The sequence below is a fragment of the Nonomuraea sp. NPDC050680 genome (genome assembly GCF_040654555.1).
Lineage (GTDB): Bacteria > Actinomycetota > Actinomycetes > Streptosporangiales > Streptosporangiaceae > Nonomuraea.
On sequence record NZ_JBFAIF010000002.1, the window covers coordinates 64,748 to 88,420 of the forward strand.

Genomic DNA, 23,673 nt, shown 5'->3' on the forward strand with positions numbered 1-23,673 from the left:
GTACGCGGCTCGTTGTGTCAACTGACAGTTTTCGTATATGTTGACCTCCCCTTGCGGAGTTTCGCGCCCCGCAGGGCAGGGGACGGCGAGCCGGGCTTCCTTTACGCTGGAGGTTCCTGGCGGCTGGGAGGTACGAGTGGCGAACTTCGCCGAGCGACTCGGTCTCGCTATGAGCAAGCGCGGGTTCACGGGGGCGCAGCTCGCCGCGGCCCTCACCGAAGCCGGCATCCCGATCACCCGTGCCTACGTCAGCCAGTTGCGTACGGGCAAGCAGACCAACCCGACCCTCCAGGTGCTGCGCGCCCTGGCCGCCTGCCTCCAGGTGAGTGTGGGCTGGCTGCTGGGCGAGGACGCCACGGACTCGGGCGCGGTCGAGGAACTCCAGCTGCGGGCCGCCGCCATCGGCGCGTCCGCCGCCGGGCTGTCCGACGGGTCGCTGAGCGTCCTGCGCGGCGTGATAGAGCTCGCGCGCGCGGCCGAGGGCCTGCCCGACCAGCCCCCCGCCACTGCCGAGATCCCCGAGGCGGCGGCGCCGCTGACCGCGCCGCAACGGGAGGCGCTCGGCGACCGCCTGCGTAACCTGCGGCTGATCACGCGCATGTCGCCGGAGGAGGTCGAGACCTCCCTGGGCAGAGGGGCCGCCGCCATCGGCGCGATAGAGGAGGGCCGCGTCGCGCCCGGGCCCGTCACGGTCGAGCGCCTGCTCACCCTCTATGGCGTGACCGCCCCGCCCACCCGCGAATACGTACTGTCGCTGGCCCGCGGCGAACGCCCGCCCTCCTGGTACGACGCCGGCTCCGTGCCCGTCTGGATGGCCGCCACCTACGCCCTGGAGCAGCGGGCGTCGCTGATCCGCACGTACCAGACCCAGATCGTCCCCCCGCTGCTGCAGACCGAGGCCTACGCGCGGGCCGCCATCGAGGTGTCGGGCAGCGCCGGGCTCGGCCAGACGTCGGCCGACGCGGCGGTGCGTCTGATGCGCTCCCGCCAGGCCCTGCTGAACCACGGCGACGGACCCGTGCTGTGGGCGGTGATCGACGAGAGCGTCCTGCTGCGCTCGATCGCCGACCCCGAGACGCAGGCCGCTCAGCTCGACCGGCTGATCGAGTACGCGAAGCGGCCCAACATCTCCTTGCACATCGTGCCGATCGACGATCCGATCTTCCTGCCCCGTTGCGGTTCGTTCACGATGTGGCGTTTCCCGGAGGCCTTCGAGCCCGATGTGGCCTGCGCGCACGCCATCGAATCCGATGAAGTGATCAGCGACGCGGCCGCGGTCGAGGCCTACCACCAGGCGTTTACCAAGTTGTCGGTCTCCACCACCATGGGCGACGAGACGCACGAGCTGCTGTATGCGCACCGTGACCGTCTGAGCCATAGGTGATCTGACACTCCCTAGCACGAAAAACGGGAAATGGATATTTCCCAACAAATATTGTTCTTCGTATTGTCAGATCCTGAGGTTGATGGATCATTGGTATTGTTGGGCCAAATTGAGTGGGGTCAGTGGGACCGACTTTCCCGTGTAGATACGGCGAGGGGAAAGGGGCAACACTCAAATGCGTCAGCGTGCTATCCGAAATCTGACCAACCTTGACACCACCCGCGCGAGTGTCACCCGAATACTCGACGCCGCCGCGGGAGGGAAGAACCACTTCGAGGTTGACAGTGCTGCGGTGAGCCGTTACGACGAGGCGGTTCCGGTCACCGGCTCCGCCGCGCGAGCTGTTCTGCGTTACCTGGCACGGGTGGTCGCCCACCTGGCCGGCTCCGGCATCGACCAGTTCCTGATCATCGGCAGTGGCGTGCCCAGCGCGCTGCCGCCCGGACGCCAGTTACACGACGTCGCCCGTGGCGCGTCCGCCGCGTCCGATGTGCGCGTCGTCTATGTCGAGAACGACCCCTTGATACTGGCCAGTGCCCGCGTCACCATCGAGCCCCTCAACGACCTCGTACGGGTGGTGGAGGGCGACATACGACAGATCGACGAGATGCTCGCCGACGAGGTCGTGGCCCGGTTCATCGACTGGGAGCGGCCCGTGGGAGTGCTGCTCCTTTCCACCCACAGCCTCACCGACGACGAGCTGGCCTCCTTCGTGATCAAACGCCTGTGCCACGCCGTCGTGGACGGCAGCTACCTGGCGATCCTGCAGACCACCTTCGACGCAATCCCCGCCGAGCTGCTGCCCGCCATCAACGACCTGCTCGCGATGACGCTGCCGGGACACGTGATCCGCTCGCGTGCGGAGGTGGCGACCTTCCTGGACGGGCTCGAGCTGCTGGAACCGGGCCTGGTGTGGGTCCCGCTCTGGCGGCCCGACGGCGACTCCGTGTGCGCGGACCAGCCGAGCTCGTCGGGCAATTACGGCGCCGTGGCCCGCCTTCCCTGACCCACCGGCCACGGCGCCTTCGCGGCCGGCCCACGGACGCCCGCGACCGAGGGCCCGGCCCGACACGCCGGCCGGACCCTCGGACCGTCTTCTTCCGCTGGGGTGTCCCTCGCCAGGGACCCCGGCCACGACGGACCGTCTCCCCCGGAGGGGGCATCCCTCCCGAGAGACCCCAGCCCTAGTCCCACCAGAACGACCAGTAATGCCGCCCGATGATCTGCTCGGCGTAGCTCTGGAGATCGCCCGGCCCCTGGACGACGTTGTCCGGGCAGAAGGTCCAATGCTCGGCTGCCACGTGCAGCGCGTGCTCGGGCTCCACCGGCGGCGCGGCGACGCTCAGCTCCAGCGTGTTGAAGCCGACCCCCACCACGCGAATCCCGAACCGGTCCTCCCAGCTGCGCACGACCGCCGCCAGCGGCACCATCCACTCGTTGTGGTGCAAAGCCCCCTGCCAGCCCATCACGGCCAGCGCGTCGGCACCTCGATGCGCGGCGACCAGGCCGAGCGGCAGGCCCCTGGATGACAGTTCACGGGCGTACCAGTCGGCGACGGCGTTCGGGTCGGCCCTCAGCACCCCCGGCGGGGCGGGACCCGGACAGAGCGCGCCGAACGGCTCCAGCTCCGCCAGGGCCTCCGGCGGCATCTGGGAGACCCACTCCTGCCACACCTCGGCCATGAACCCCTCGGCCGTGAAGTGATCTATCATCAGCGCCTCGTCCGGCACGATCTGGCCGATCGACCACGGCTGCGCGGACTCGTCCAGCAGAACGGGCCACAGGCCGCTGCGCGCGTGGGCGGCGCGGAACCGGGCCCAGTCGTCGCCCGCCACGGCCTCGTCGCTCATCCAGAAGGCGGGCCTGGACGCCTCGCCCTGGTGCGTGTAGCCGGGGTCGGGCCAGACGACGTCGCCCTCGGGCAGGCTGACCGGCAGGAGCCGCCCTCTGCCGCCGTCGGCGAACAGCTGGCACACCTCACGTGGCAGCTGATGATCGTTCATGCCCACCGTTTCACTACCGAATCCTGTCTCGGAGATGGTAATGCCGACCGTTGCGTCAGGACTTTTGTCCTGGGCGATCCCGTACAGGCGAATCTTCTGCCGGCGCCCCGGCTCCGAGACCGTGGAGGTATGAAGATTCTGCTAGCGCTGGCCGTACTCCTCACGGGGTGCGCCGAAACCTCCGTCGGCGAGCCCGGGCCCGTCGCGGATCCGGCGGTCGTCGAGACTGCGTCGGGAGCCGTGCGCGGCACGGTGACCGCGACGAACCGCCTGTTCCAGGGCATCAAGTACGCCACGGCGGCGCGCTGGGAGGCGCCGAAGCCCGCGCCGGCGTGGCAGGGGGTGCGGGAGGCCGCCAAGCCGGGCGCCATGTGCCCGCAGGTCGGCAGCGTCTACGCGCCGACCAGCAGCGACAACGAGGACTGCCTGTACCTGAACGTCACCACCCCCGCCGTCCCCGGGAAGGGGCGACCGGTCATGGTGTGGATCCACGGCGACGGCGCGGTCGGCGCGGGCCACTTCTCCGACGCCCGGAAGCTGGCCGCCAAGGGCGTGGTGGTCGTGACGATCAATTACCGGCTCGGCGTGTTCAGCGGGTTCGGCTATCCGGGACTGCGCGATTCGGGCACGTACGGCTTGCAGGACCAGCAGGAGGCGCTGCGCTGGGTCAAGCGGAACGCGGCGGCCTTCGGCGGCGACCCGGGCAACGTGACCGCCTTCGGCATCTCCTACGGCGCGCTGTCGATCGGCGGCCAGCTCGCCTCGCCGGGTGCCAAGGGCCTGTTCCAGCGGGCGATCATGCAGAGCGGCGAGACCCTGATGGACATGCCCGCCAACAGCATGGTGCCGGGCGTGCCCGCCCTGCCGTCCTTCGCGTGGCGGCCCGCCGCTGAGGTGAGCGCCATAGGAGAGGTGTACGCCAAGCAGCTGGGCTGCTCGGACCTGGCGTGCCTGCGCGCGCTGCCGGTCAAGAAGATCCTCGAGGTCCCGCAGATCATGAACGTCTTCCAGTCGTACGCGTACGGCAACGGCGTCCTGCCCGAGTCGCCGGCCGAGGCGATGCGGAAGGGGCACACCAGCCCGATGCCGGTCCTGGCCGGGACGACGAAGGACGAACACCGGATCTTTGTCGGGATGAATTACGACGTCCAGGGCACCTCCCCGGATTACCGGAAATTGCTAAAAGATGCGTTCGGAGCGAAGGCTGAGAGAATTGCCCGGAAATATCCGGTAAATCGCTATAAGTCGCCGAGTATTGCTTGGGCTACCGTGTTGACCGATCGCATGTGGGCCCGGTCCACCCATGAGCAGAACGCCCTGCTGGCCAAGAAGGCGCCGGTCTACGGCTACGAGTTCGCCGACCGGAAGGCGCCGATGTTCCTGCCGCTGGAGGCGGACTTCGACTGGGGCGCCTACCACGCGAGCGACCTGCCGTACATCTTCCCGGAGACCAAGGCCAAGCTCTCGCCCGCCCAGGAGAAGCTGTCCGGGCAGATGATGAGCTACTGGACGAACTTCGCCCGTACCGGCGACCCGAACGGCCGCGGGCTGCCCGCCTGGCCGCGGGTCTCGTCCGGCACCCTGTCCCTGGCCCCGGGGGCCGTCCGGCCGGTCGACTACGCTGCCGAGCACCAGCTGGCCTTCTGGAAGTAGACGCGCAGCGCGAGGGGAGGCGTCGTGATCAGGGTCATGATCGCCGAGGATCAGGGGATGATGCGCGACGCCCTGGCGCTGCTGCTCGGGCTGGAGGACGACCTGGAGATCGTCGCCCAGGTGTCCTCCGGCGACGCGATCGTGCCGGCCGCCACGGAGCACCGGCCCGACGTGGCGCTGCTCGACATCGAGCTGCCCGGCCGCAGCGGGCTCGACGTGCTGCCCGTGCTGCGTGCCGCGCTGCCGGAGTGCGCGGTGCTGATCCTGACGACGTTCGCCAGGCCGGGCTACCTGCGGCGGGCGATGGAGGCGGGGGCGGCGGGGTTCCTGGTCAAGGACGGGCCGGTGGAGGAGCTGGCCGCGGCGATCCGGCGGGCGGTGGCGGGGGAGCGGATCCTCGATCCCGCTCTGGCCGCGGCCGCGCTGAACGCCGGGCCCAGCCCGCTCACGGACCGCGAGCGCGAGGTGCTGGCCGCGGCGCTCGACGGCGCCACGATCGCGGACCTGGCGGCGCGGCTGCACCTCTCGGAGAGCACGGTACGCAACCACCTGTCGTCGGCCATCGGCAAGACGAACACCCGGAACAGGATCGAGGCCGCCCAGCTGGCACGGCACAATGGGTGGCTGTGACCCCATTTGACGCTGTTCTCTGTGATCTCGATGGAGTGCTCCGCCATTTCGACCATGCGGTTCAGGCCGATATCGAGGCCCGTTACGGCCTGCCCCTGCGGAAGACCGCCTTCGACCCGGACCTGATCGGCCCCGCCACGATCGGTCACATCACCGAGGCCCAGTGGGTCGAGTCCATCGTCGTGGCGCTGGGCGGCGACGAGCATGCCCGCCAGGCCGCCGCCGAGTTCGCGGCGGTGCCGTTCTGGGTGGACGAGGAGGTCAGGGGGCTGCTGGCGCGGGCGCAGGAGCGGGTGCCCGTGGTGCTGGTGACCAACGCCATGGACACGCTGGAGGAGCACCTGGAGCGCCTCGGCCTGGCCTACTTCGCCGACGCGGTGGTCAGCAGCGCCCGTGTGGGGGTGGCCAAGCCCGACCGCAGGATCTACGAGCTCGCGGCCGAGCTGGCGGGCGTCGCGCCCGAGCGCTGCCTGTTCGTCGACGACCGGCTGGAGAACGTGGCGGGCGCCACGGCACTGGGGATGACCGGCGTGCACTACCGGAGCATCGCCGACCTGGCTCCCGCGCTCACCGGGCTCTTCGACTAGTCCCTGGAGGGAGCCCCTCGTCGGGGGTACGGCAGAAGATGGTCCGAGCCCATCGCCGCCTCCTTCGTCCTTGTCGCCCACCACGATGTGGTCTTCCCCGGGGACAAGGTCAAGCGGCGGCGATCGGAAGAACGACCATCAATGCATATTGGCTTGCACGGGATGCGTGTTATCCCATCCAAGCCGCATAAAAGATGTACACAACTCGCATAAAACAAGTGCTTGTTTCCGGCACGGCTCGCGCCTGCCGTGCCGGAAACGTTCAGCGGGTCCGGTCAGTAACTCCCGTACGGAGACTGACTGGACGTCGTCGTCGGCTTGTGCGACGAATGGTTCGTCGGCGTGGGGCTCGACGAAGGCGTGCTCACCCGTGATCCGGTGCCCGCGGGCCGGAGCACGCCCACCAGGCCGTGCTGGGCCTTGTCGATGCCCGCCGAGAACCACAGGGCGTTCTCCCCGCCCGTGGCGGCGGTGCCCGGCTCGAGGTCCCACAGGCCCGGCAGCGAGACCGTCCTGCCGTTGCCATCGCGCAGCGCGCCCAGGTGGCGGTTGCCGCGGTAGGCGTGGATCGTCCCGTCGCCGAAGTTGCCGACCAGGACTGATCCGGCGAACGCGCCGAACTGCTTCGGCGCGGCGGTCACGGCCCAGGGGGCGTTGAGCCCGGTACGCGCGATGCGCCCGACCAGGCGACCGTTCACGTTGAAGCGGCTGACGAAACCCTTGCCGGCGCCCGCGATGGACTTCCCGGTCTCCGAGTCACGCAGGGCATAGGCGACCCATACGCTGCCGCCGCTGAACGTCACGTTGTACGGGTGGTAATTGGAGGGAACCGACGGGTCCCTGAACGCCCTGCGGGACAGGTTGATCTTCTCAAACTCCGAGTTCCACGCGGCGAGGCGCCCGTTGGCGAAGTCGGCGGCCAGCAGGAAGTCGCCGTCGTCGGTGTTCACCATCGCGAGGCCCTTGTAGTCGGCGCCCCGGGTGAAGGCCGCGATGATCGCGTTCTTCGGGTCCACCTCGGCATTCCAGCCGGTGATCGCGCCACTCGGGCTGGCGAAGATGAACGTGGCGGGCTTGCCCTTGACGGTGAAGCCCTCGCCAGAGTTGAACACCTGGCCGGTCGGAGCGCCACCGGGAATGGCCACCTCGGTCGCCTCCTTCCTGCCTGCTCCGGAGTAGACGGTCGCGGTGCCGGTGCCCGTCGCGGAGACCCACAGGGTCTTGCCCATGGCCAGTCCCCAAGGGTTGACCAGTTTAGGATCGGTGACTGCTGCCTTCCCCTTGATGTCGGAAATGAGGTTCACGACGTCGAACTTGGTATTCGTCGCTGCCTGTGCGGGGGCGGTGAGGGTCGTGCTCAAGACGACCGCACCAGCGCAGAGTGTGATGATGCGGAGCCGCATCCGTGCCTCCTTGTTAGCGCTTGTGGCCGGAGATACGTGGGGGACGCAAGTGCGGTTCAGTAACGGTCAGAAATATTGGCCTTGAACGTCAATCGGGCGTTTTCCTGGGGAGTTGAGGTACATGGAAGTTTTGGGCATTGACATCGGCGGATCCGGGATCAAGGGCGCCCCCGTGGACACCGCGTCGGGGCGGCTGACGGAGGAGCGCCTGCGCATCCCCACGCCGCAGCCGGCCAAGCCGCGCGGGGTGGCCGAGGTCGTGGTGGAGATCGTCAAGCACTTCGACTGGACGGGGCCGGTCGGCGTCACGTTCCCCGGCGTGGTCGTGGACGGCGTGATCATGACGGCCGCCAACGTCGACCACTCCTGGATCGGCGTCGACGCGAAGAAGCTCTTCGACGGCGCGACCGTCCTCAACGACGCCGACGCGGCCGGCGTCGCGGAGATGAGGTTCGGCGAGGGCCGGGACCGGATGGGGACCGTCATCATGCTGACGTTCGGGACGGGCATCGGCAGCGCGGTGTTCGTCGACGGCGTCCTGGTACCCAACACCGAGCTGGGGCACCTGCAGATCCACGGCAAGGACGCCGAGAGCCGCGCCTCCGATCACGCCCGCGAGGAGCACGACCTCGGGTGGGAGAAGTGGGCGGGGCGGGTGGAGGAGTACCTGCGGCACGTGGAGATGCTCTTCTCGCCGTCGCTGTTCCTCATCGGCGGCGGGGTGAGCAAGAAGGCGGACAAGTTCCTGCCGTACGTGCACGTGGACACCGCCGTCGTCCCCGCTCGCCTGCGCAACGACGCGGGCATCATAGGAGCGGCTCTCGCCGTCAAATGACTGGTTTTTACGGCACGGCACGGTGAGCCCCACCCGCCGCCCGTGGCCGGCGTCTGTCCAGGGAGACGCTCCTCCGGTGGAGCGGGCCGGCCGCCGCTACGAGACGGTGAGCCCGTCTTCTTCGCGACGCTCCGACCTGGGTGATCAAGAAAGGTTGGTCCGGAGCGCAACCTGATGGGCTTTTCGGGAGTCTCATTAGTGACCGTGGTCGTCCAAGACGACAACTCTGGGGAGAGTGGGCCCGTCTTGGGCGATCACGGTCGACCAGATATTCGGGGGACAGCGGGCCCGACCTGGGCGATCACGGTCGAGCGGATATTCGGATGCGGACACCGGCGCCGTCGGGCAGCATGGTGGGTTGGCTCCGGGGACGCGGAGCTCAAATATCCTGATAGCAGTATGGGAACCTCTGCGTTGTCCTCTCCACTCACCGAGCTCCAGTCCCGCCTGCCCGAGTTGATGCCGCGCGACCAGCGGCGACTGCGGCGCAGGCTCGACGGCGTGCGCCGGGTACGCTCCCGCGAAGCCCGAGACAAGATCACCGCGGAGATCCTCGCCGACGTGGAACGCGCCGAGCGACGCCTCGCCCGGCGCCGCGAAGCCGTACCAGTAGTGAGCTATCCGGAAAATCTCCCCGTATCTCAGCGCAAGGACGACATCCTCGCGGCCATCCGCGACCACCAGGTCGTGATCATCGCCGGGGAGACCGGATCCGGTAAGACCACCCAGATCCCCAAGATCTGCCTGGAGCTGGGCCGCGGTGTCAGGGGCCTGGTCGGCCACACCCAGCCGCGCCGCATCGCCGCCCGCACGGTGGCCGAGCGCATCGCCGAAGAGCTGGGCACCGAGCTGGGCCAGGCGGTCGGCTACAAGGTGCGCTTCACCGACCAGGCGAGCGACCGCACCCTGGTCAAGCTGATGACCGACGGCATCCTGCTGGCCGAGCTGCAGAACGACCGGCTGCTGGAGCAGTACGACACGCTGATCATCGACGAGGCGCACGAGCGCAGCCTCAACATCGACTTCATCCTGGGCTACCTCAAGCAGCTCCTGCCCAAGCGCCCCGACCTCAAGCTGATCATCACCAGCGCCACGATCGACCCGGAGCGCTTCTCCCGCCACTTCGACGACGCCCCGATCGTCGAGGTCTCGGGCCGCACCTACCCCGTCGAGGTGCGTTACCGGCCGCTCGACGAGGACGACGACCAGACGCAGGGCATCGTCGACGCCTGCCGCGAGCTGGTCACCGAGGGTCCCGGCGACATCCTGGTGTTCCTGTCGGGCGAGCGGGAGATCCGCGACGCCGCCGACGCGCTCGACAAGGCCGACTTCCGCAACACCGAGGTGCTGCCGCTCTACGCCCGGCTCAGCGCCGCCGAGCAGCACCGCGTGTTCCAGCGCCACACGGGCCGCCGCATCGTGCTGGCCACCAACGTGGCCGAGACGTCGCTGACCGTCCCGGGCATCAAGTACGTCGTCGACCCGGGTTACGCGCGCATCTCCCGCTACAGTCATCGCACCAAGGTGCAGCGCCTGCCGATCGAGGCCATCTCACAGGCCAGCGCCAACCAGCGCAAGGGCCGCTCGGGCCGTACCTCCGACGGCGTCTGCATCCGGCTCTACGAGGAGGAGGACTTCCTCAAGCGGCCGGAGTTCACCGACCCGGAGATCCTGCGCACCAACCTCGCCTCGGTCATCCTGCAGATGACCTCGATCGGGCTGGGCGACATCGAGGCGTTCCCGTTCGTCGAGCCGCCGGATCGCCGCCAGGTACGCGACGGCGTGAGCCTGCTGCACGAGCTGGGCGCCTTCGACGGCCAGGGCGGCATCACCGGCGTCGGGCGCAAGCTGGCCGGGCTGCCCGTCGACCCGCGCCTGGGCCGGATGGTCCTGGAGGCCGAGAAGAACGGCTGCCTGCGCGAGGTCATGGTCATCGCCGCCGCGCTGTCGATCCAGGACCCGCGCGAGCGGCCCGTCGACAAGCAGCAGCAGGCCGACGAGAAGCACCGCCGCTTCGCCGACCCGGAGTCCGACTTCCTGTCCTACCTCAACCTGTGGAACCACCTGCGGGACAAACAGCGGGAGCTGTCCTCCAGCGCCTTCCGCCGCCTGTGCAAGTCGGAGTTCCTCAACTACCTGCGCGTACGCGAGTGGCAGGACATCTACAGCCAGATCCGCCAGTCCCTCGGCGCCCAGCCGGGCAGCCAGCAGGCCGACCCGCAGCAGGTGCACGCCGCGCTGCTGGTGGGCCTCCTGTCGCACATCGGCGTCAAGGACGTCATGGAGAAGCGGGCCCCCGACGGGCGCCGCCCGATCCAGGAGTACATCGGCGCCCGCAACGCCCGTTTCGCCATCTTCCCCGGCTCCGCGCTGGCCAAGAAGCAGCCGCAGTGGGTGATGTCGGCCGAACTCGTCGAGACCTCCCGGCTGTGGGCCAGGGTCAACGCCAAAATCGAGCCCGACTGGGTCGAGCCGCTCGCCCAGCACCTGGTCAAACGCACCTACTCCGAGCCGCACTGGGAGAAGAACCAGGGCGCGGTGATCGCGCTGGAGAAGGTCACCCTCTACGGGGTGCCGCTGGTGACCGGGCGGAAGGTCAACTACGGCCGCATCGACCCCGACCTGTCACGCGAGCTGTTCATCAGGCACGCGCTCGTCGAAGGCGACTGGGACAGCCACCATCGCTTCCTCCAGGACAACCGGAGGCTGCTCGAAGAGGTCGAGGAGCTCGAGAACCGGGCCCGCCGGCGCGACATCATGGTCGACGACGAGGCCCTGTTCGACTTCTACGACCAGCGCGTTCCCGCCGACGTCGTGTCCGCGCGGCACTTCGACTCCTGGTGGAAGAAGGTCAGGACCACCGAGCCCGACCTGCTGACCTACTCGCCCGAGATGCTGGTCAACCAGGGCGCCGACGTCAGCGCCCACGACTACCCCGATGCCTGGCGGCAGCTCGGCCAGCGGATGAAGCTGACCTACCAGTTCGAGCCCGGCGCCGACGCCGACGGCGTCACGGTGCACGTACCGCTGCAGGTGCTCAACCAGGTCAGCTCCGACGGGTTCGACTGGCAGATCCCCGGCCTGCGCGACGAGCTGATCACCGCCCTGATCAGGTCGCTGCCCAAGCACCTGCGCCGCAACTTCGTACCCGCCCCCAACTACGCCAAGCAGGTGCTCGAAGGCGTACGCCAGGGCGGCGAACCCCTGCTGGAGGCCGTGGAGCGGGAGCTGCTGCGGCTGACCGGCGTCCGCGTGCCGCACGACGCCTGGCAGCTCGACCAGGTCCCCGACCACCTGCGCATCACCTACCGGGTGATCGACGAACGCAAGCGCACGGTCGCCGAGGACAAGGACCTCGACGCCCTCAAACGGCGTCTGGCGCCGCGCCTGCGCAAGACGCTCTCGGCCGCCGCCGACGACCTGGAGCAGTCGGGCCTGCACACCTGGAGCTTCGGCACCCTGCCCAAGATCTTCGAACAGGGCCGTATGAAGGGCTACCCGGCGCTGGTGGACGACGGCGACTCCGTGTCGATCAAGATCTTCGAGACGGAGGCCGAGCAGCGCCGCTCCCACTGGCCCGGCACCCGCCGCCTGCTCCTGCTCAACGTCACCAACCCGGCCAAGTCGCTGCTGGGCGGCCTGTCCAACCAGGCCAAGCTGGCCCTGTCCCGCAGCCCGCACGGGGGCGCCGTGGCGCTCTTCGACGACGTGGTCAACGCGGCGATCGACAAGCTCATGCTCGACCTGGGTGGCCCCGCCTGGGACCCGGTCTCGTTCGACCGCCTCTATCAGCACGTACGCGCGCACGTGTACGAGACCTCGGCCGACGTGCTGGGGCGCACCGAGCAGATCTTGACCGTGTGGCACACGATCGGCACCCGCCTGGACGCCCTGCGCCAGAGTGCCTCCACCTCGGACGTCCGCGACCAACTGGGCAAGCTCGTCTTCGCGGGCTTCATCACCGCGACGGGCTATCGCCGCCTACCCGACATACTCCGCTATATCCGAGCCATCGAACGCCGCCTGACCAAGCTCCCCGAGGAGCCGTGGCGGGACGAGGAGTGGATGGACCGGGTGCACAAGGTGGAGGACGCCTACGAGGACCTGCTGGCCCGGCTCCACCCGGCACGGCGCTCGGATCCGGACGTGCTGGAGATCCGCTGGATGATCGAGGAGCTCAGGGTCAGCTTCTTCGCCCAGACGCTGGGCACGCCCACGCCGGTGTCGGAGAAGCGCATCGCCAAGGCGATGGAGAAACTCACGCCGTGAAGCTGGATGGAGCGGCTCACGCCTTGAAGATGGAGGTGTCGAGCTCGAAGTCGATCGGGGCGGGCAGCCGGAGCGGGGTCCCGACGGGCACGGTGGCCGTCGTGCGGTAGACACCGTCGTCGATGCCGCTGTAGACGGTAACGGATGGTGGTTCGGCGATCGTGTCGATCAGCAGGTAGATCGGCACGCCGCCGGCCGCGTAGAGCGGGGGCTTGTCTTCCCGGTCTCTTCGGGCGCTGTTGGTGGAGACGACCTCGGCGACCATGATCAGGCCTGAGGACAGCAGTTCCCGATCGCCCCAGCGAGGGCAATCGGCTGGGGCGAGGACGAAGTCAGGCTCGACCGGATCTAGCGGCCCCTCGATGCACACATCCACGCTGCCGAGTCGTCCCCGCCAGCCATGTTGGTTTATGACGGGCAGGAGCGCCACGAGGAGAGCCACGGCGTGGTCGGCGTGCTCGGGGGTGCCGACTGGACTCACGATCAGGTTTCCTTCGATGACCTCGGCCCGGAAGCCGGAGAGGGGTGGCAGAGCATCGAACATCTCCCGCGCGGTCACGGGCATGCGCTGATCACTGGTCCAGCGACATTTCGCGTGTGGCCCGCGAGAGGCGGTCACCATTGAGTTCGTCCCTTCGTCTGGAGCGGCTCACGCTTTGAAGATGGAGGTGTCGAGCTCGAAGTCGATCGGCTTGGGCAGGTAGAGGGGGGTTCCCATGACCACTCTGGTCGTCGTGCTGTAGGAGCCGTCCTTGATGTCGCTGAACACGGTGGCAGCCGGCTCTTCGGCGATCGGATCGATCAACAAGTAGACCGGCACCCCGCCCTGCGCGTAGATCTCCCGCTTCTCGTGGTGATCGCGATGGACGCTGCTCGATGAGACCACTTCGGCCACCAGGAAGAGATGAGAGGACAGCAGCTCGTATTCGCCCCAGCGGCGGCAATCCGGTGGCGACAGCACATAGTCAGGTGCCACTGAGTCGCGTGAGCCCTCGATGCAGATGCTCACGGTGCTCACGGCGGCACGCCAGCCGCGCTCCTTCCTGAGGGGCAGAAGGGCATCACACAGGTCCATGGCAATCCAGCCATGCTCAGGGCTGCCCATAGGGCTCACGATCAAGTTCCCTTCGATGACCTCTTGCCGGAGACCGGGCAGAGGGGGGAGTGCATCGAACAACTCACGAGCGGTCCCGGGCAGACGGCTCTCGCTGGGGGTGGCGGTGTCGCACTCGCTCGCCTGCTCCAGCTCGGTGCTCTCGGGGCCAATCGTCATGGCGACCATGTGAATCTGTCCCTTCGTATTCGAACGGGCACGCTAAGTATTCCACGTGCCCGAGTCGGACACACTCCAAAACCCAGGAAGCTCAAGCCGCCGGTCCCGAGACATCCCTGTCGAAGAAGCGTTGTTCGGTGTCGTCGACCCGGACGCCCTGCTCGGTAGTCATCGAGGCGCCGTCGTTCGGCGCGCGGTGCTCTTCGAGCTTCCGGTCCTTGGCGTCACCCGTTCCACGGATGAGATGTCCCCTTACTGAAGATCGATGAGGAATCCGTACAGTTGGGGGGACTATCCAGGAGGCTTGATGATCAAGGCAGTGGTGTTCGACGTCGGTGAGACGCTCATCGACGAGACCCGCATCTGGTCCCGCTGGGCCGACCGGCTCGGCGTGAGCAGTTTTGTGCTGATGGGCGCGCTCGGCGGAATGGCCGCGCTCGACCGCTCCCACAGCGAGGCGTTCGAGCTCGTACGGCCCGGCCTCGACATCGAGGCCGAGATGGCGGCCTGGGAGCGGGACGAACCCCACAGCCTGCGCAACCACTTCGACGCCGACGATCTCTATCCCGATGTCCGCGAGGCCTTCAAGGCCCTGCGTGAGGTGGGATACCAGGTGATCGTCGCGGGCAACCAGCCGGCCAGGGCCTATGACGCGCTGGTCGCCATGGACCTACCTGTCGACTCGGTGCACACCTCTGAGGGCTGGGGAGCGTCCAAGCCCGCCCCCGAGTTCTTCGCCAAGGTGGCGGCCATCGCCGGACGGGAGCCCACCGAGATCCTCTATGTGGGCGACCGGCTGGACAACGACGTGCTCCCCGCTTCTCGGGCGGGCATGCGCACGGCGCTGCTGCGCCGGGGCCCCTGGGGATATCTGCACGCCGAACGGCCGCAGGCGCGGGCCGCCGACATGATCGTCGACGATCTGCCCGCCCTGCTGCCCGCGCTGGAGCGGCTCGCCTGAGCTCGTCACCTCGCGCTGAAGCGGCGTTCCTGGGTTCGTCATCCCGCCAGGCCGGCCGCGCGGGAGCCACTCGCCTGAGCTCGTCACCGCGCTCCGCCGCCCGCGCTGGAGCGGCTCACCTCAGTTCGTCATCGGGGTCGACGCGGACCGCGCGCTCCTCGGCGGAGAGGTCGCCGTCGTCCTGCCCCCAATCCTCGCCCCACTCCTCGCTCTCCGTGTCGGGGGCCAGCCCCTCGTCGGGTTGGGTGAGCCGGTGCGAGGGGCGGGGGGCGCGCTCCCGGTCGGGTGCCTCGCGCCGCAGTCGCTCGTCGAGCGTGTCCTCGTGCGCGGGGTCGTCCTCTTCTATGTCGTGACTGAGGCCGAGGTCGTCGGTCCACTCGTCGACCTCGATCTTCTGCTCGTCACTCAAGCCGTACCTGTCCGGAGGTTGTTCGGTCATACGCGCTCTCCTACCCAGCGCCACGCCCCGAACCCTGCCGCTGGTAATACCGTTACCGGCTGATCTTTGTGCGCCTGGGCGAATCGCGGTGCGCCGTCAGGCGTTCTCCAGCGACGGACGCCGGAAGGCCGCCTGCCTGATCGTCCGGCCCGAGAGCCTGGCCAGTCCGATGGCCGTGAGCAGCGTGACCGCCACGCACGACACGCCGCCGATCTCCAGAGCCGCCCGGGGCCCGAGCGAGTCGCTCAGCCAGCCCAGCACCGGACCGCCCAGCGCGCCCGCGCCGGCCCCGACCATGCCCAGCGCCGCGATGACCCGCCCGCGCATCTCGTCGGGGCTGTCGATCTGTACCCGGGCCGCGACCGTGGTGTCGATGATCACAGCGCCGGCCGCGATGGGCAGCATGGCTCCGGCGAACGTCGCCAGCCCCGGCATCAGCCCGCTCAGCGCCTGGGCCAGGCCCGTGAGGAACGCGGTGACCAGCAGCAGCCGCAGCGTCAGCCGGGGCCGGGCGGCGGCGAGCACGCCGCCGATCACGGTGCCGATCGCGAAGACCGTGGACAGCAGGCCGTAGCCGCCGCCACCGGCGGCCAGCGGGCCGGCGCTCATGGCGGCCATTGTGACCTGGTAGTTGCGCCCGAGACTGCCCAGCACGAACGAGAGCGCGAGGACGACCAGCAGCCAGGGGGTGCGCAGGACGTACCGCAGGCCCTCGGCGACGGCGCCCGGCCGGCGCTCGGCGGCGGCCAATGGATGGAACTCCGCGCGGCGCATGGCCAGGACGGCGCCGATCACCACGAAGAAGGTGGCGGTGTTGACCAGGAACAGGCCGCCGTTTCCGGTGAACGGCAGCAGCACCCCGGCCAGGCTCATGCCCAGGATGCGACCCGCGGAGTTGACGATCGAGCCGAGCGCCATCGCGTTCTGCAGGTCCTGCGGCGGGACGACCTCCGCGCCGAAGCGGCCGAGCGCGGGCCCGTGCAGCGCCGAGACCACCCCGCCGGCCAGCGCCACCGCGTACAGCGGCCAGACGGAGGCGCTGCCGCTCAGCGCGAGCGCCGCGAGCACGGCGGCGAGCCCGGCCTGGGCGATCTGGGCGGCGATCACGACGGGACGGGTGGGCAACCGGTCGGCGAGCGCGCCGCCCCACATGCCGAGCAGCAGCGTGGGCAGCGCCTGCATGACCAGGCTGAGCCCGACACTGGTGGCCGAGCCGGTGAGGGAGAGGATGAGCCAGTTGACGCCGAGCACCTGCATCCAGGTGCCGGTGATGGAGACCAGATCCGCACCGGCCCACAGCCGGTAGTTGTGGTGGCGGAGGGCACGGAACATCGTGGGGGAACGCGTGGGCAAAACTTGTCTTTCTCTTTGAAGGGCGACAGGTTTCTAACACGCTGCTCCGAGAAGCGGATTCCGGCCTGACCGAAATGTGAGGCGGCTCACGCGCAGGTCAGACCGGTTCGAGCGGGCGGTCCCGGTCCACCAGGGCCGCGTAGTGGCCCTCCAGCGACATCAGCGCCTCGTGCGTGCCGCGCTCGACGACCCGGCCGTGGTCCAGGACGACGATCTGGTCCGCGTCACGGACCGTGGAGAGGCGATGCGCGATCATGATCGTGGTACGGCCCTCGGCGAGCGTGTCCAGCGCCTCCTGTACGGCCCGCTCCGTCTGCGTGTCGAGGGCACTGGTCGCCTCGTCGAGCACGAGCACCGGCGGGTTGCGCAGCAAGGTGCGGGCGATGGCCAGCCGCTGCTTCTCGCCCCCGGAGAACCGGTAGCCGCGCTCGCCCACCAGCGTCTCGTAGCCGTCGGGCAGCGAGGCGATGTGGTCGTGGATGCGCGCCGCCCTGGCCGCCTGCGCCAGCTCCTCGTCCGTGGCCGACGGCCGGGCGAAGCGCAGGTTCTCGGCGATCGTGGCGTGGAACAGGTACGTCTCCTGGGAGACCACGCCGACCGTCTCGGCCAGCGTCTCGAAGGTGAGATCGCGGACGTCCACCCCGTCGATCGTCACCCGGCCGCCGCTCACGTCGTAGAGCCGGGGCAGCAGGTAGCTGAGCGTCGTCTTGCCCGAGCCGGTCTCGCCGACGACGGCCAGGCTGGTGCCCGGGGGCACGGTGATGTCCACGTCGGTGAGCGTGGGCTCCTCGTCGTAGGAGAAGCCGACCCGCTCGTAGCGGACCTCGCCGCGGACGTCGCTCAGCGTACGCGTGCCCGGGTGGATGTCGACCGACAGGTCCAGGTACTCGAAGATGCGGCCGAACAGCGCGAGCGAGCTCTGCACCTCGACGCCGAGCCGCAGCAGCGACACCGCCGGCCTGAACAGGCTGACCTGCAACGTCGTGAACGCCACCAGCGTGCCGACGGAGATCACACCGGTGTAGCCGACCGCCCAGTAGACCAGCGCGGGCATCGCGGCCATGACGATCTGGATCGACGACTGTCGCCAGCGCCCCGCCATGCTGGACCGCACGCCCAGCTCGGCCAGCTCGTCGGAGGCGTCGGCGAAGCGTTCGGTGAGCGCGGGCGAGCGGCCCATCGTACGGCCGAGCAGGATGCCGCTGATCGACAGTGACTCCTGCACCATCGACGAGATCACGGCCAGCTTCCGCTGCCGCTCGGTGGTGATGCGGCGGCGCTCCTGGCCGACCTTGCGGCTGATCCCGACGAACACCGGCAGCAGCAGGAGCGAGATCACCGTCAGCCGCCAGTCGAGCGCCAGCATGGCCACGATGGTGGCGATCACGGTGGTGAGGTTCGAGATGAGCGAGGTGGCGGTGGAGGTGACCACCGACTGCATGCCGCCGATGTCGTTGGCGATGCGCGACTGGACCTCGCCGGTCTTGGTGCGGGTGAAGAAGGCCAGCGACATGCGCTGCAGGTGGCCGTAGACGGCGGTGCGCAGGTCGTGCATGACCCGCTGGCCGACCGTGGTGGACACCAGCGTCTGCAGTACGTCGAACACGCTGGTGATCACCGCGACCAGGATCATGCCCAGGGCCAGCAGCGCGAGCAGCATGGCGTCGCGGGAGGGGATCGCCACGTCCAGCACCTCGCGCAGCAGGAACGGCGAGGCCAGCGAGACCAGTGACGACAGCAGGATGAGGGCGCCGACCACGGCCAGCCGGCCCCGGTAGGCGCGGAAGAGTTTGATGATGCGCCGCAAGGGCGCGCGTGGTTCCTCGGCCAAGTAGGCCTCCTAATCAGATGCTCCCTCAAACAGAGGCTAACTCATACTTATTCCGGCTAAGCTATCCGGCATGGAGGACGTGGAGCTGTCGGAGCTCCTGCACCGGGTCGGCCGCCGTCTGCGGCACGGTTACGCGCATCGCCTCGCGCCCCTCGGCGTGAACCCGGGGCAGGCGCGGGCGCTGCGCGCGCTCGCCGACGCCGACCGGCCGCTCAGGATGGTGCAGCTCGCCGACGAGCTCAGGATCGTGCCGCGCTCGGTCACACCCGTCGTCGACACCCTGGAGCAGACGGGCCTGGTACGCAGGGAGGTCGATCCGGCCAACCGGCGCTCCACGCTGGTCGTGATCACGCCCGCGGGCCGCGAGATGCACGAGCGGTCGCGGGAGGCGCGCAGGCAGGCGGGTCAGGACCTGTTCGCGGTCCTGTCCGAGGACCAGCGCGACCAGCTCAAGGAGCTGCTCGGGGTGGTCGACGGCCAGCCGCGCTAGGCGCCATAGGGTGGCCCTTTCTCGTCGAGGATCGTGCCGCCGACGACTGTGGCGAGGCAGGGCGCCCCGCTCAGCAGAGCGGCGTACGGGTAACGGCCGCGGGCGTCGAACACCGCGAAGTCGGCCCGGCTGCCCGGTCCGAGCGAGCCGATCCGGCCCGCCCCGCTCGACATGCCGAGCGCCCGCGCCCCGCCCAGCGTGGCGGCCTCGACCAGCCTGCGGTCCAGGCCCGGGGACCGCTGCCCGCGCCCCTTGGCGTACTGCCTGATGGACCTGGCCAGGGTGAGCAGATCGGCCACCGGGCCGGCCGAGGCGGCGGCGCGGGTGCCGAAGGCGACGCGATTGCCCTCGTCCAGGAGCGCCGGCAGGTCGTCGGGCGGCGACGGGCACAGCGCGATCACGCTCTTGCGCAGCCGCAGCAGCTTGCGCTCACCGGGATCCAGCGGCCGGCCGCAGGCCACGTGGCAGTGCGGCCCGAGGATGCCCGCCTCGTCGAGTGTCGCGGGCGAGTGGCGGTCCAGGTCGGCCAGCAGCCGCAGGCCGAACGTCCTGGCCAGCACCGCCACGTCCTCCAGCACCTGGGGGTCGGGCGTGTACGCGGCGATGCCCACCGTACGCGGCCGATCGACCTCGCGGATGGCGGTGATGACCGCGTCGCGCCCGGTCTCCTCCCAGACCTGTTCGGACTCGTACGACACCTCGACATAGGAGACGCCGGGCAGCTTGGCCGGCTCGGCCGGGTCGGCGGCGACGCCGGCCCGCGAGGTCACCCCGGGCGGCGGCACGGCCGCCGTGGCGCAGGCGTCCACCAGCCCCGCCACGATCATGCCCGGCCAGCGTCGCTCCCGGGTGACGGGAAAGTAGGCGAGCAGCTCCTCCCGGAGCCCCACCTGGAGGACCCGTTCGCCCCGGACCGCGACCGCGGCGCCGCGCAGCGGGTCGGCGCCGATCGGCAGCACCAGCGGGGCGGAGTGGAGGACGATGGGCGCGGGCGTGCGCCTGCCGAGCTTCGGCGCTCGGCCGGATGTGGCACGCTTCGCGGACGGCAAGAGGACCTCCCGTCGGATGACCTGCTGGATTTACCCGCCGGGTTCGACCTTCTGGTCTATACCTGCTGGGCGTTCCCTCTGGGCATTAAACGTGAGCTGGGCCAGGCACGCAATCACGTGCCGGGCCGCACCTCCCTGGGCCGGTACCTGCCGGAGAGCCGGGCGAGCTTGAGGCTGAGATGCAGGGCCAGCCGCTCGCCGCCGTCCTTCAGATCGGTGCGGGCCAGCTCCTCCAGCCGCTGCAGCCGGTAGTACAGAGAGGTGCGGTGCAGGCGCAGCGCCCGCGACGTGGCCACCGCGCTGCCCGCCAGATCCAGGTATGTCTCCAGCGTCTCCAGCAGCGGAAGATACTGCTCATCGGCGAGCAGCTCCGCCAGCCCCGGATGCAGCTCGTGGTGCGGAAGATGGGTGAGCATCCGGTAGACGCCGAGCCGGGCCCACTCCACCGACCGGCCCAGATCGGGCATCCGGGCGGCCACCTCGGCCGCGTGCCGCGCCTCCGTGTACGATCCGGCGGCCTCCGCGAGCGCCGGTCTGGCCCGCCCGATTCCGACCACCACCGGGATCGACATCGCCGCGTGCAGTTCGTCGGCCGCCATCGCTCCGCCCGCGGTGAGCAGCACGGCGTGGTCGTAGCGGACCAGGTGCAGCGGGTGGTGCCCGCTCAGCCGCCGCCGCAGCGCGAGCAGGCCCTGCTCCAGCGCGAGCCGCAGCGCCTCGTCCGGCTCGTCCGACAGTGGCCTGGCCACCAGTACGGTCACCGGCTGGGCCTGCGGGAAGGCGCCGGCCTCGATGAGCTGCCGGGCCGAGTCCCGCTCCCCGAGCAGCAGGCCGGTGACCGCCTCCAGCTCCCGGTGCGAGGCCAGCCCCGTGGCCAGGCTCTCGTGGTAGAGCGTCAGGGCCAGGGCGGGCGCCGCCGCGGCGGCCTCGGCGACCTGCGCGCCGGACATGGCCGGGCCGGAGTCGATGAACCAGAGGAAGCCCAGCAGCCCGGCATCGTGCCGTACCGGAACGCAGACCCGGGGGAGCAGGCTCAGGTGCGGCGCGCCCGGTATGCGTAACGGCCCGGCGGCTTCGTGGATCCCGGCGGAGCGCACCCACTGGCGTACCTCGGGCGTGGAGTGCCTGCGCAGGATCGTGTCGCGGCGGACGTCGTCCATCGCGCCGTTCTGCTCGCTGTAGACGACGACGCGTTGCACGCGGTCCTCCAGTAACAGCGGTCTGTCAAGACGAGCGGCCAGCTCGTCCACGGTCCGCTGGAGATCCGCCACCACGTCACCTGGACATTTCATCATTTGTCGGAGGACACGCCACAAGTCTTCCCTACAGCTGATCGGTGATCTCCGTCAACTTCGTCTATAACGTCGATCCGTGATTGCCCCCAAGAAGCTGCTGAAAGGTCTGCTGGCGGCCCTCGTGCTGATTCCGATGAGCCTTGTGGCGACCCCGGCTTCCGCAGCACCCCCCACAGACGATCCCGAATACCCATGGCGGCAGAACCAGTGGCCGCAGACCCAGCCCTGGCAACAGGACGCGCCTTCGGACGCCCAGTCGCTGCGTAGCCGCTCGGTGGGCGGCATCGCGCCGATCGACCCGCAGAACTGGGAGAACCCCGACCACATGACGTGGGCGGACTACAAGAAGGTGCCGGGCACCCGCTGGAACGACCCGGCCGTCAAGGGCTCCAAGCGCACCTTCAAGGGCGCGCTGGTGCTCCTGGACTACCCGAACCAGCCGTTCGTGGTCACCCAGACCAAGGGCTCGACGATCTTCCGCAACCCGAGCGCCGAGGCCCACGACATCCCGCGTGACCAGGTGGCGAAGTTCTACCAGGACTTCCTCAACACCCCGAACGACCTCAACAAGGGTCACACCATCCACGAGTACTGGATGGAGGACTCCGGTGGGCGTTACGGGGTCGAGCTGACCGGCTTCGGGCCCTACACCATGCCGGGCAAGGACCACGAGTACGCCATGGAGTTCCAGGGCGGCACCGCCTGCCCGGCGGGCGACTCCTGCGACAAGAACCTGCGTACCGACGGTCACGCCGCGTTCGTCGGCGCGATCGGCGAAGAGGCGGCCAAGCAGTTCGACTTCATCTTCTACGTGAGCGCCGGCCAGGACGAGTCGTCCACCTGGCAGGAGTTCGGGATGATGAAATTTCCCACCAAGGAGGACGTGACCGACGAGTGGGGCCCGCCCGACCCCGCCCTGCCGAACTGGTCCGAGACCCGCTACGTCGACTGGACCTCCTGGCAGTCCGGCTCCACCTTCTGGCCCAACGCCAACATCGGCGTCGACTCCGTCCAGGCCGAGAGCTCCGGTATGGCCGTGTACGCCCACGAGTTCAGCCACATCCTGGGCGTGCTGGACAACTACAACAACCCGTACGGCGTCCCGGCCCGCCGCGCCTACACCGGCATCTGGGAGATGCTCAGCCGGGGCAGCTTCAACGGTCCAGGCGGCCCGCACTCCCGCTGGCTGATCCCGCCGACCTCCGGCGCGTCCATGGGCGCCCAGCACATGCTGCGCAACAAGATCAAGCTGGAGATGGTCGAGGAGCAGAACGTGCTGCGCCTGTCACGTGAGGCCCTCGACGAGTCGGGCCTGGTGAAGGCCAGGGTCATCGCCCGCGAGGTGCAGCCGGGCCAGAACGACCTGTCGGGCGTCAACATCTCCTTCGACACCGGCGACAAGAGCCCGGCCTGCAGCACGCAGACCAACCCGCTCTGCGACGGCGGCGGCTACGAGAACTACACGGTCGAGGTCGTCGACCGGGTCGGCACCGACTCCTTCACCCCCGACTCCGGCGTGCTCGTGGCCAAGACCAAGAACCAGGACCGCTCGCCCTTCGAGTGGGTGATCGACGCCAACCCGCAGGACATCGGGATGACCGACTACGTCATGCCCGACGGGACCAAGGTGCCGATCACGATCGGCGACTACCGCCAGCTGTCCGACGCCCTCTTCCACGCGGGCACCGGCTCCGGCAGCCAGTACGAGTACGTCGACCAGGCCAACCGCCTGCACTTCTACGTGACCGACCTGAAGCGCGACCGCGAGGGCACGCTGTCGTACACGGTCGCGATCCGCTCGCTCGACGGCGCGGGCCCGCAGAAGCGCGGCGTCAAGCTGCTGCCCGGGGCCGGGATCCCGGCCGGCAAGGGCGTGTCGACCTGTAAGTTCCCGCTGTTCAACACCGGCAAGGCGGCCCCGGCGCAGGGGCAGCACCCCGAGGACGTCAGCGCCTACCTCAACTCCGACGTCTACCGGCTCAAGGCCGAGGTGCAGGGCAAGGGCTGGACCGCCCAGCTGCCCAACGCCCTGGCCGCCGTCGACTTCGGCAAGCAGGAGGTGGTGGCGGTCAACGCCGTACGCGCCTCGAGTGGTGACCGGCTCGCCAAGGTCAAGCTCACCGCGACGTCGGAGAGCGACCCGGCCAAGACGATGACGGCCACCTGCCCGGTGATCGGCCTTTAGCTTAAGGACGGGGTACGGCTGGCGCAGGCCGTA

Annotated in this window: 19 protein-coding genes; 10 read left to right on the top strand and 9 right to left on the bottom strand. The window is 69.3% G+C overall.

What is annotated here, in order from left to right; translation table 11 throughout:
- The first annotated feature begins 136 nt into the window (after positions 1-136).
- Together AB0H88_RS06870 and AB0H88_RS06875 are read left to right on the top strand one after the other, a co-directional pair.
- Complete coding sequence (locus AB0H88_RS06870) at positions 137-1,384, top strand: Scr1 family TA system antitoxin-like transcriptional regulator (RefSeq protein WP_357642161.1); 1,248 nt, start codon at positions 137-139, stop codon at positions 1,382-1,384.
- A 175-nt stretch (positions 1,385-1,559) separates the two neighbouring features.
- Positions 1,560-2,390 (top strand): SAM-dependent methyltransferase, encoded by an 831-nt coding sequence (locus AB0H88_RS06875; RefSeq protein ID WP_357642164.1) that lies wholly within the window; start codon positions 1,560-1,562, stop codon positions 2,388-2,390.
- A gap of 178 nt (positions 2,391-2,568) precedes the next feature.
- Here the strand turns inward: AB0H88_RS06875 and AB0H88_RS06880 are convergent, their stop codons facing one another.
- Complete coding sequence (locus AB0H88_RS06880) at positions 2,569-3,387, bottom strand: DUF4253 domain-containing protein (protein WP_357642166.1); 819 nt, start codon at positions 3,385-3,387, stop codon at positions 2,569-2,571.
- A 129-nt stretch (positions 3,388-3,516) separates the two neighbouring features.
- On the opposite strand from AB0H88_RS06880, the gene AB0H88_RS06885 reads away from it, so the two are divergent.
- The 3 genes from AB0H88_RS06885 to AB0H88_RS06895 are packed head-to-tail and all read left to right on the top strand — an operon-like array spanning position 3,517 to position 6,257.
- The gene (locus tag AB0H88_RS06885) at positions 3,517-5,040 is read left to right on the top strand and encodes a carboxylesterase family protein (protein WP_357642168.1); all 1,524 of its coding nucleotides are present in this window, start codon (positions 3,517-3,519) and stop codon (positions 5,038-5,040) included.
- A gap of 24 nt (positions 5,041-5,064) precedes the next feature.
- A complete protein-coding gene (locus tag AB0H88_RS06890; RefSeq protein ID WP_357642170.1) occupies positions 5,065-5,670 on the top strand; it encodes a response regulator transcription factor in 606 nt (201 codons plus the stop codon).
- Positions 5,667-6,257 carry an HAD-IA family hydrolase gene (locus tag AB0H88_RS06895; protein WP_357642171.1) on the top strand — a complete coding sequence of 197 codons (591 nt, stop codon included), beginning with the start codon at positions 5,667-5,669 and terminating at the stop codon, positions 6,255-6,257. Before AB0H88_RS06890 ends, AB0H88_RS06895 begins: the two co-directional genes overlap by 4 nt.
- Before the next feature lie 275 nt (positions 6,258-6,532).
- On the opposite strand, the gene AB0H88_RS06900 is transcribed toward AB0H88_RS06895, so the two are convergent.
- Entirely contained in the window at positions 6,533-7,660 is a 1,128-nt protein-coding gene (locus AB0H88_RS06900; RefSeq protein WP_357642172.1) for a TIGR03118 family protein, read from the bottom strand.
- Between the two features lie 121 nt (positions 7,661-7,781).
- On the opposite strand from AB0H88_RS06900, the gene ppgK reads away from it, so the two are divergent.
- Positions 7,782-8,495 (top strand): polyphosphate--glucose phosphotransferase, encoded by a 714-nt coding sequence (gene ppgK / locus AB0H88_RS06905; protein ID WP_357642175.1) that lies wholly within the window; start codon positions 7,782-7,784, stop codon positions 8,493-8,495.
- A gap of 399 nt (positions 8,496-8,894) precedes the next feature.
- Positions 8,895-12,764, top strand: a complete 3,870-nt coding sequence (gene hrpA / locus AB0H88_RS06910) for an ATP-dependent RNA helicase HrpA (protein WP_357642177.1) — start codon at positions 8,895-8,897, stop codon at positions 12,762-12,764.
- A 16-nt stretch (positions 12,765-12,780) separates the two neighbouring features.
- Here the strand turns inward: hrpA and AB0H88_RS06915 are convergent, their stop codons facing one another.
- Entirely contained in the window at positions 12,781-13,329 is a 549-nt protein-coding gene (locus AB0H88_RS06915) for a Uma2 family endonuclease (RefSeq protein ID WP_357642179.1), read from the bottom strand.
- A gap of 84 nt (positions 13,330-13,413) precedes the next feature.
- Positions 13,414-14,046, bottom strand: coding sequence for a Uma2 family endonuclease (locus tag AB0H88_RS06920; RefSeq protein ID WP_357642181.1), 633 nt, complete (start codon positions 14,044-14,046; stop codon positions 13,414-13,416).
- Between the two features lie 298 nt (positions 14,047-14,344).
- On the opposite strand from AB0H88_RS06920, the gene AB0H88_RS06925 reads away from it, so the two are divergent.
- Positions 14,345-14,998: an HAD family hydrolase gene (locus AB0H88_RS06925; RefSeq protein ID WP_357642183.1), complete on the top strand. Its 654-nt coding sequence runs from the start codon at positions 14,345-14,347 to the stop codon at positions 14,996-14,998.
- A gap of 115 nt (positions 14,999-15,113) precedes the next feature.
- On the opposite strand, the gene AB0H88_RS06930 is transcribed toward AB0H88_RS06925, so the two are convergent.
- The 3 genes from AB0H88_RS06930 to AB0H88_RS06940 all read right to left on the bottom strand — a co-directional run bounded on the left by AB0H88_RS06930 (position 15,114) and on the right by AB0H88_RS06940 (position 18,621).
- Positions 15,114-15,437: a DUF5709 domain-containing protein gene (locus tag AB0H88_RS06930; RefSeq protein WP_357642184.1), complete on the bottom strand. Its 324-nt coding sequence runs from the start codon at positions 15,435-15,437 to the stop codon at positions 15,114-15,116.
- A 96-nt stretch (positions 15,438-15,533) separates the two neighbouring features.
- Positions 15,534-16,790, bottom strand: a complete 1,257-nt coding sequence (locus AB0H88_RS06935) for an MFS transporter (protein WP_357642186.1) — start codon at positions 16,788-16,790, stop codon at positions 15,534-15,536.
- Between the two features lie 97 nt (positions 16,791-16,887).
- Positions 16,888-18,621: an ABC transporter ATP-binding protein gene (locus AB0H88_RS06940; protein WP_357642188.1), complete on the bottom strand. Its 1,734-nt coding sequence runs from the start codon at positions 18,619-18,621 to the stop codon at positions 16,888-16,890.
- A 70-nt stretch (positions 18,622-18,691) separates the two neighbouring features.
- Between AB0H88_RS06940 and AB0H88_RS06945 the strand changes: the two genes are divergently transcribed.
- Positions 18,692-19,111, top strand: coding sequence for a MarR family transcriptional regulator (locus tag AB0H88_RS06945; RefSeq protein WP_357642189.1), 420 nt, complete (start codon positions 18,692-18,694; stop codon positions 19,109-19,111).
- Here AB0H88_RS06945 and AB0H88_RS06950 read toward each other — a convergent pair.
- Together AB0H88_RS06950 and AB0H88_RS06955 are read right to left on the bottom strand one after the other, a co-directional pair.
- Positions 19,108-20,160, bottom strand: a complete 1,053-nt coding sequence (locus AB0H88_RS06950) for an amidohydrolase family protein (protein WP_357642191.1) — start codon at positions 20,158-20,160, stop codon at positions 19,108-19,110. The genes AB0H88_RS06945 and AB0H88_RS06950 overlap by 4 nt on opposite strands.
- A gap of 113 nt (positions 20,161-20,273) precedes the next feature.
- Positions 20,274-21,431 carry a helix-turn-helix domain-containing protein gene (locus AB0H88_RS06955; protein ID WP_357642194.1) on the bottom strand — a complete coding sequence of 386 codons (1,158 nt, stop codon included), beginning with the start codon at positions 21,429-21,431 and terminating at the stop codon, positions 20,274-20,276.
- 100 nt (positions 21,432-21,531) lie between these two features.
- On the opposite strand from AB0H88_RS06955, the gene AB0H88_RS06960 reads away from it, so the two are divergent.
- Complete coding sequence (locus AB0H88_RS06960) at positions 21,532-23,640, top strand: M6 family metalloprotease domain-containing protein (protein ID WP_357642196.1); 2,109 nt, start codon at positions 21,532-21,534, stop codon at positions 23,638-23,640.
- The last annotated feature ends 33 nt before the right edge of the window (positions 23,641-23,673 follow it).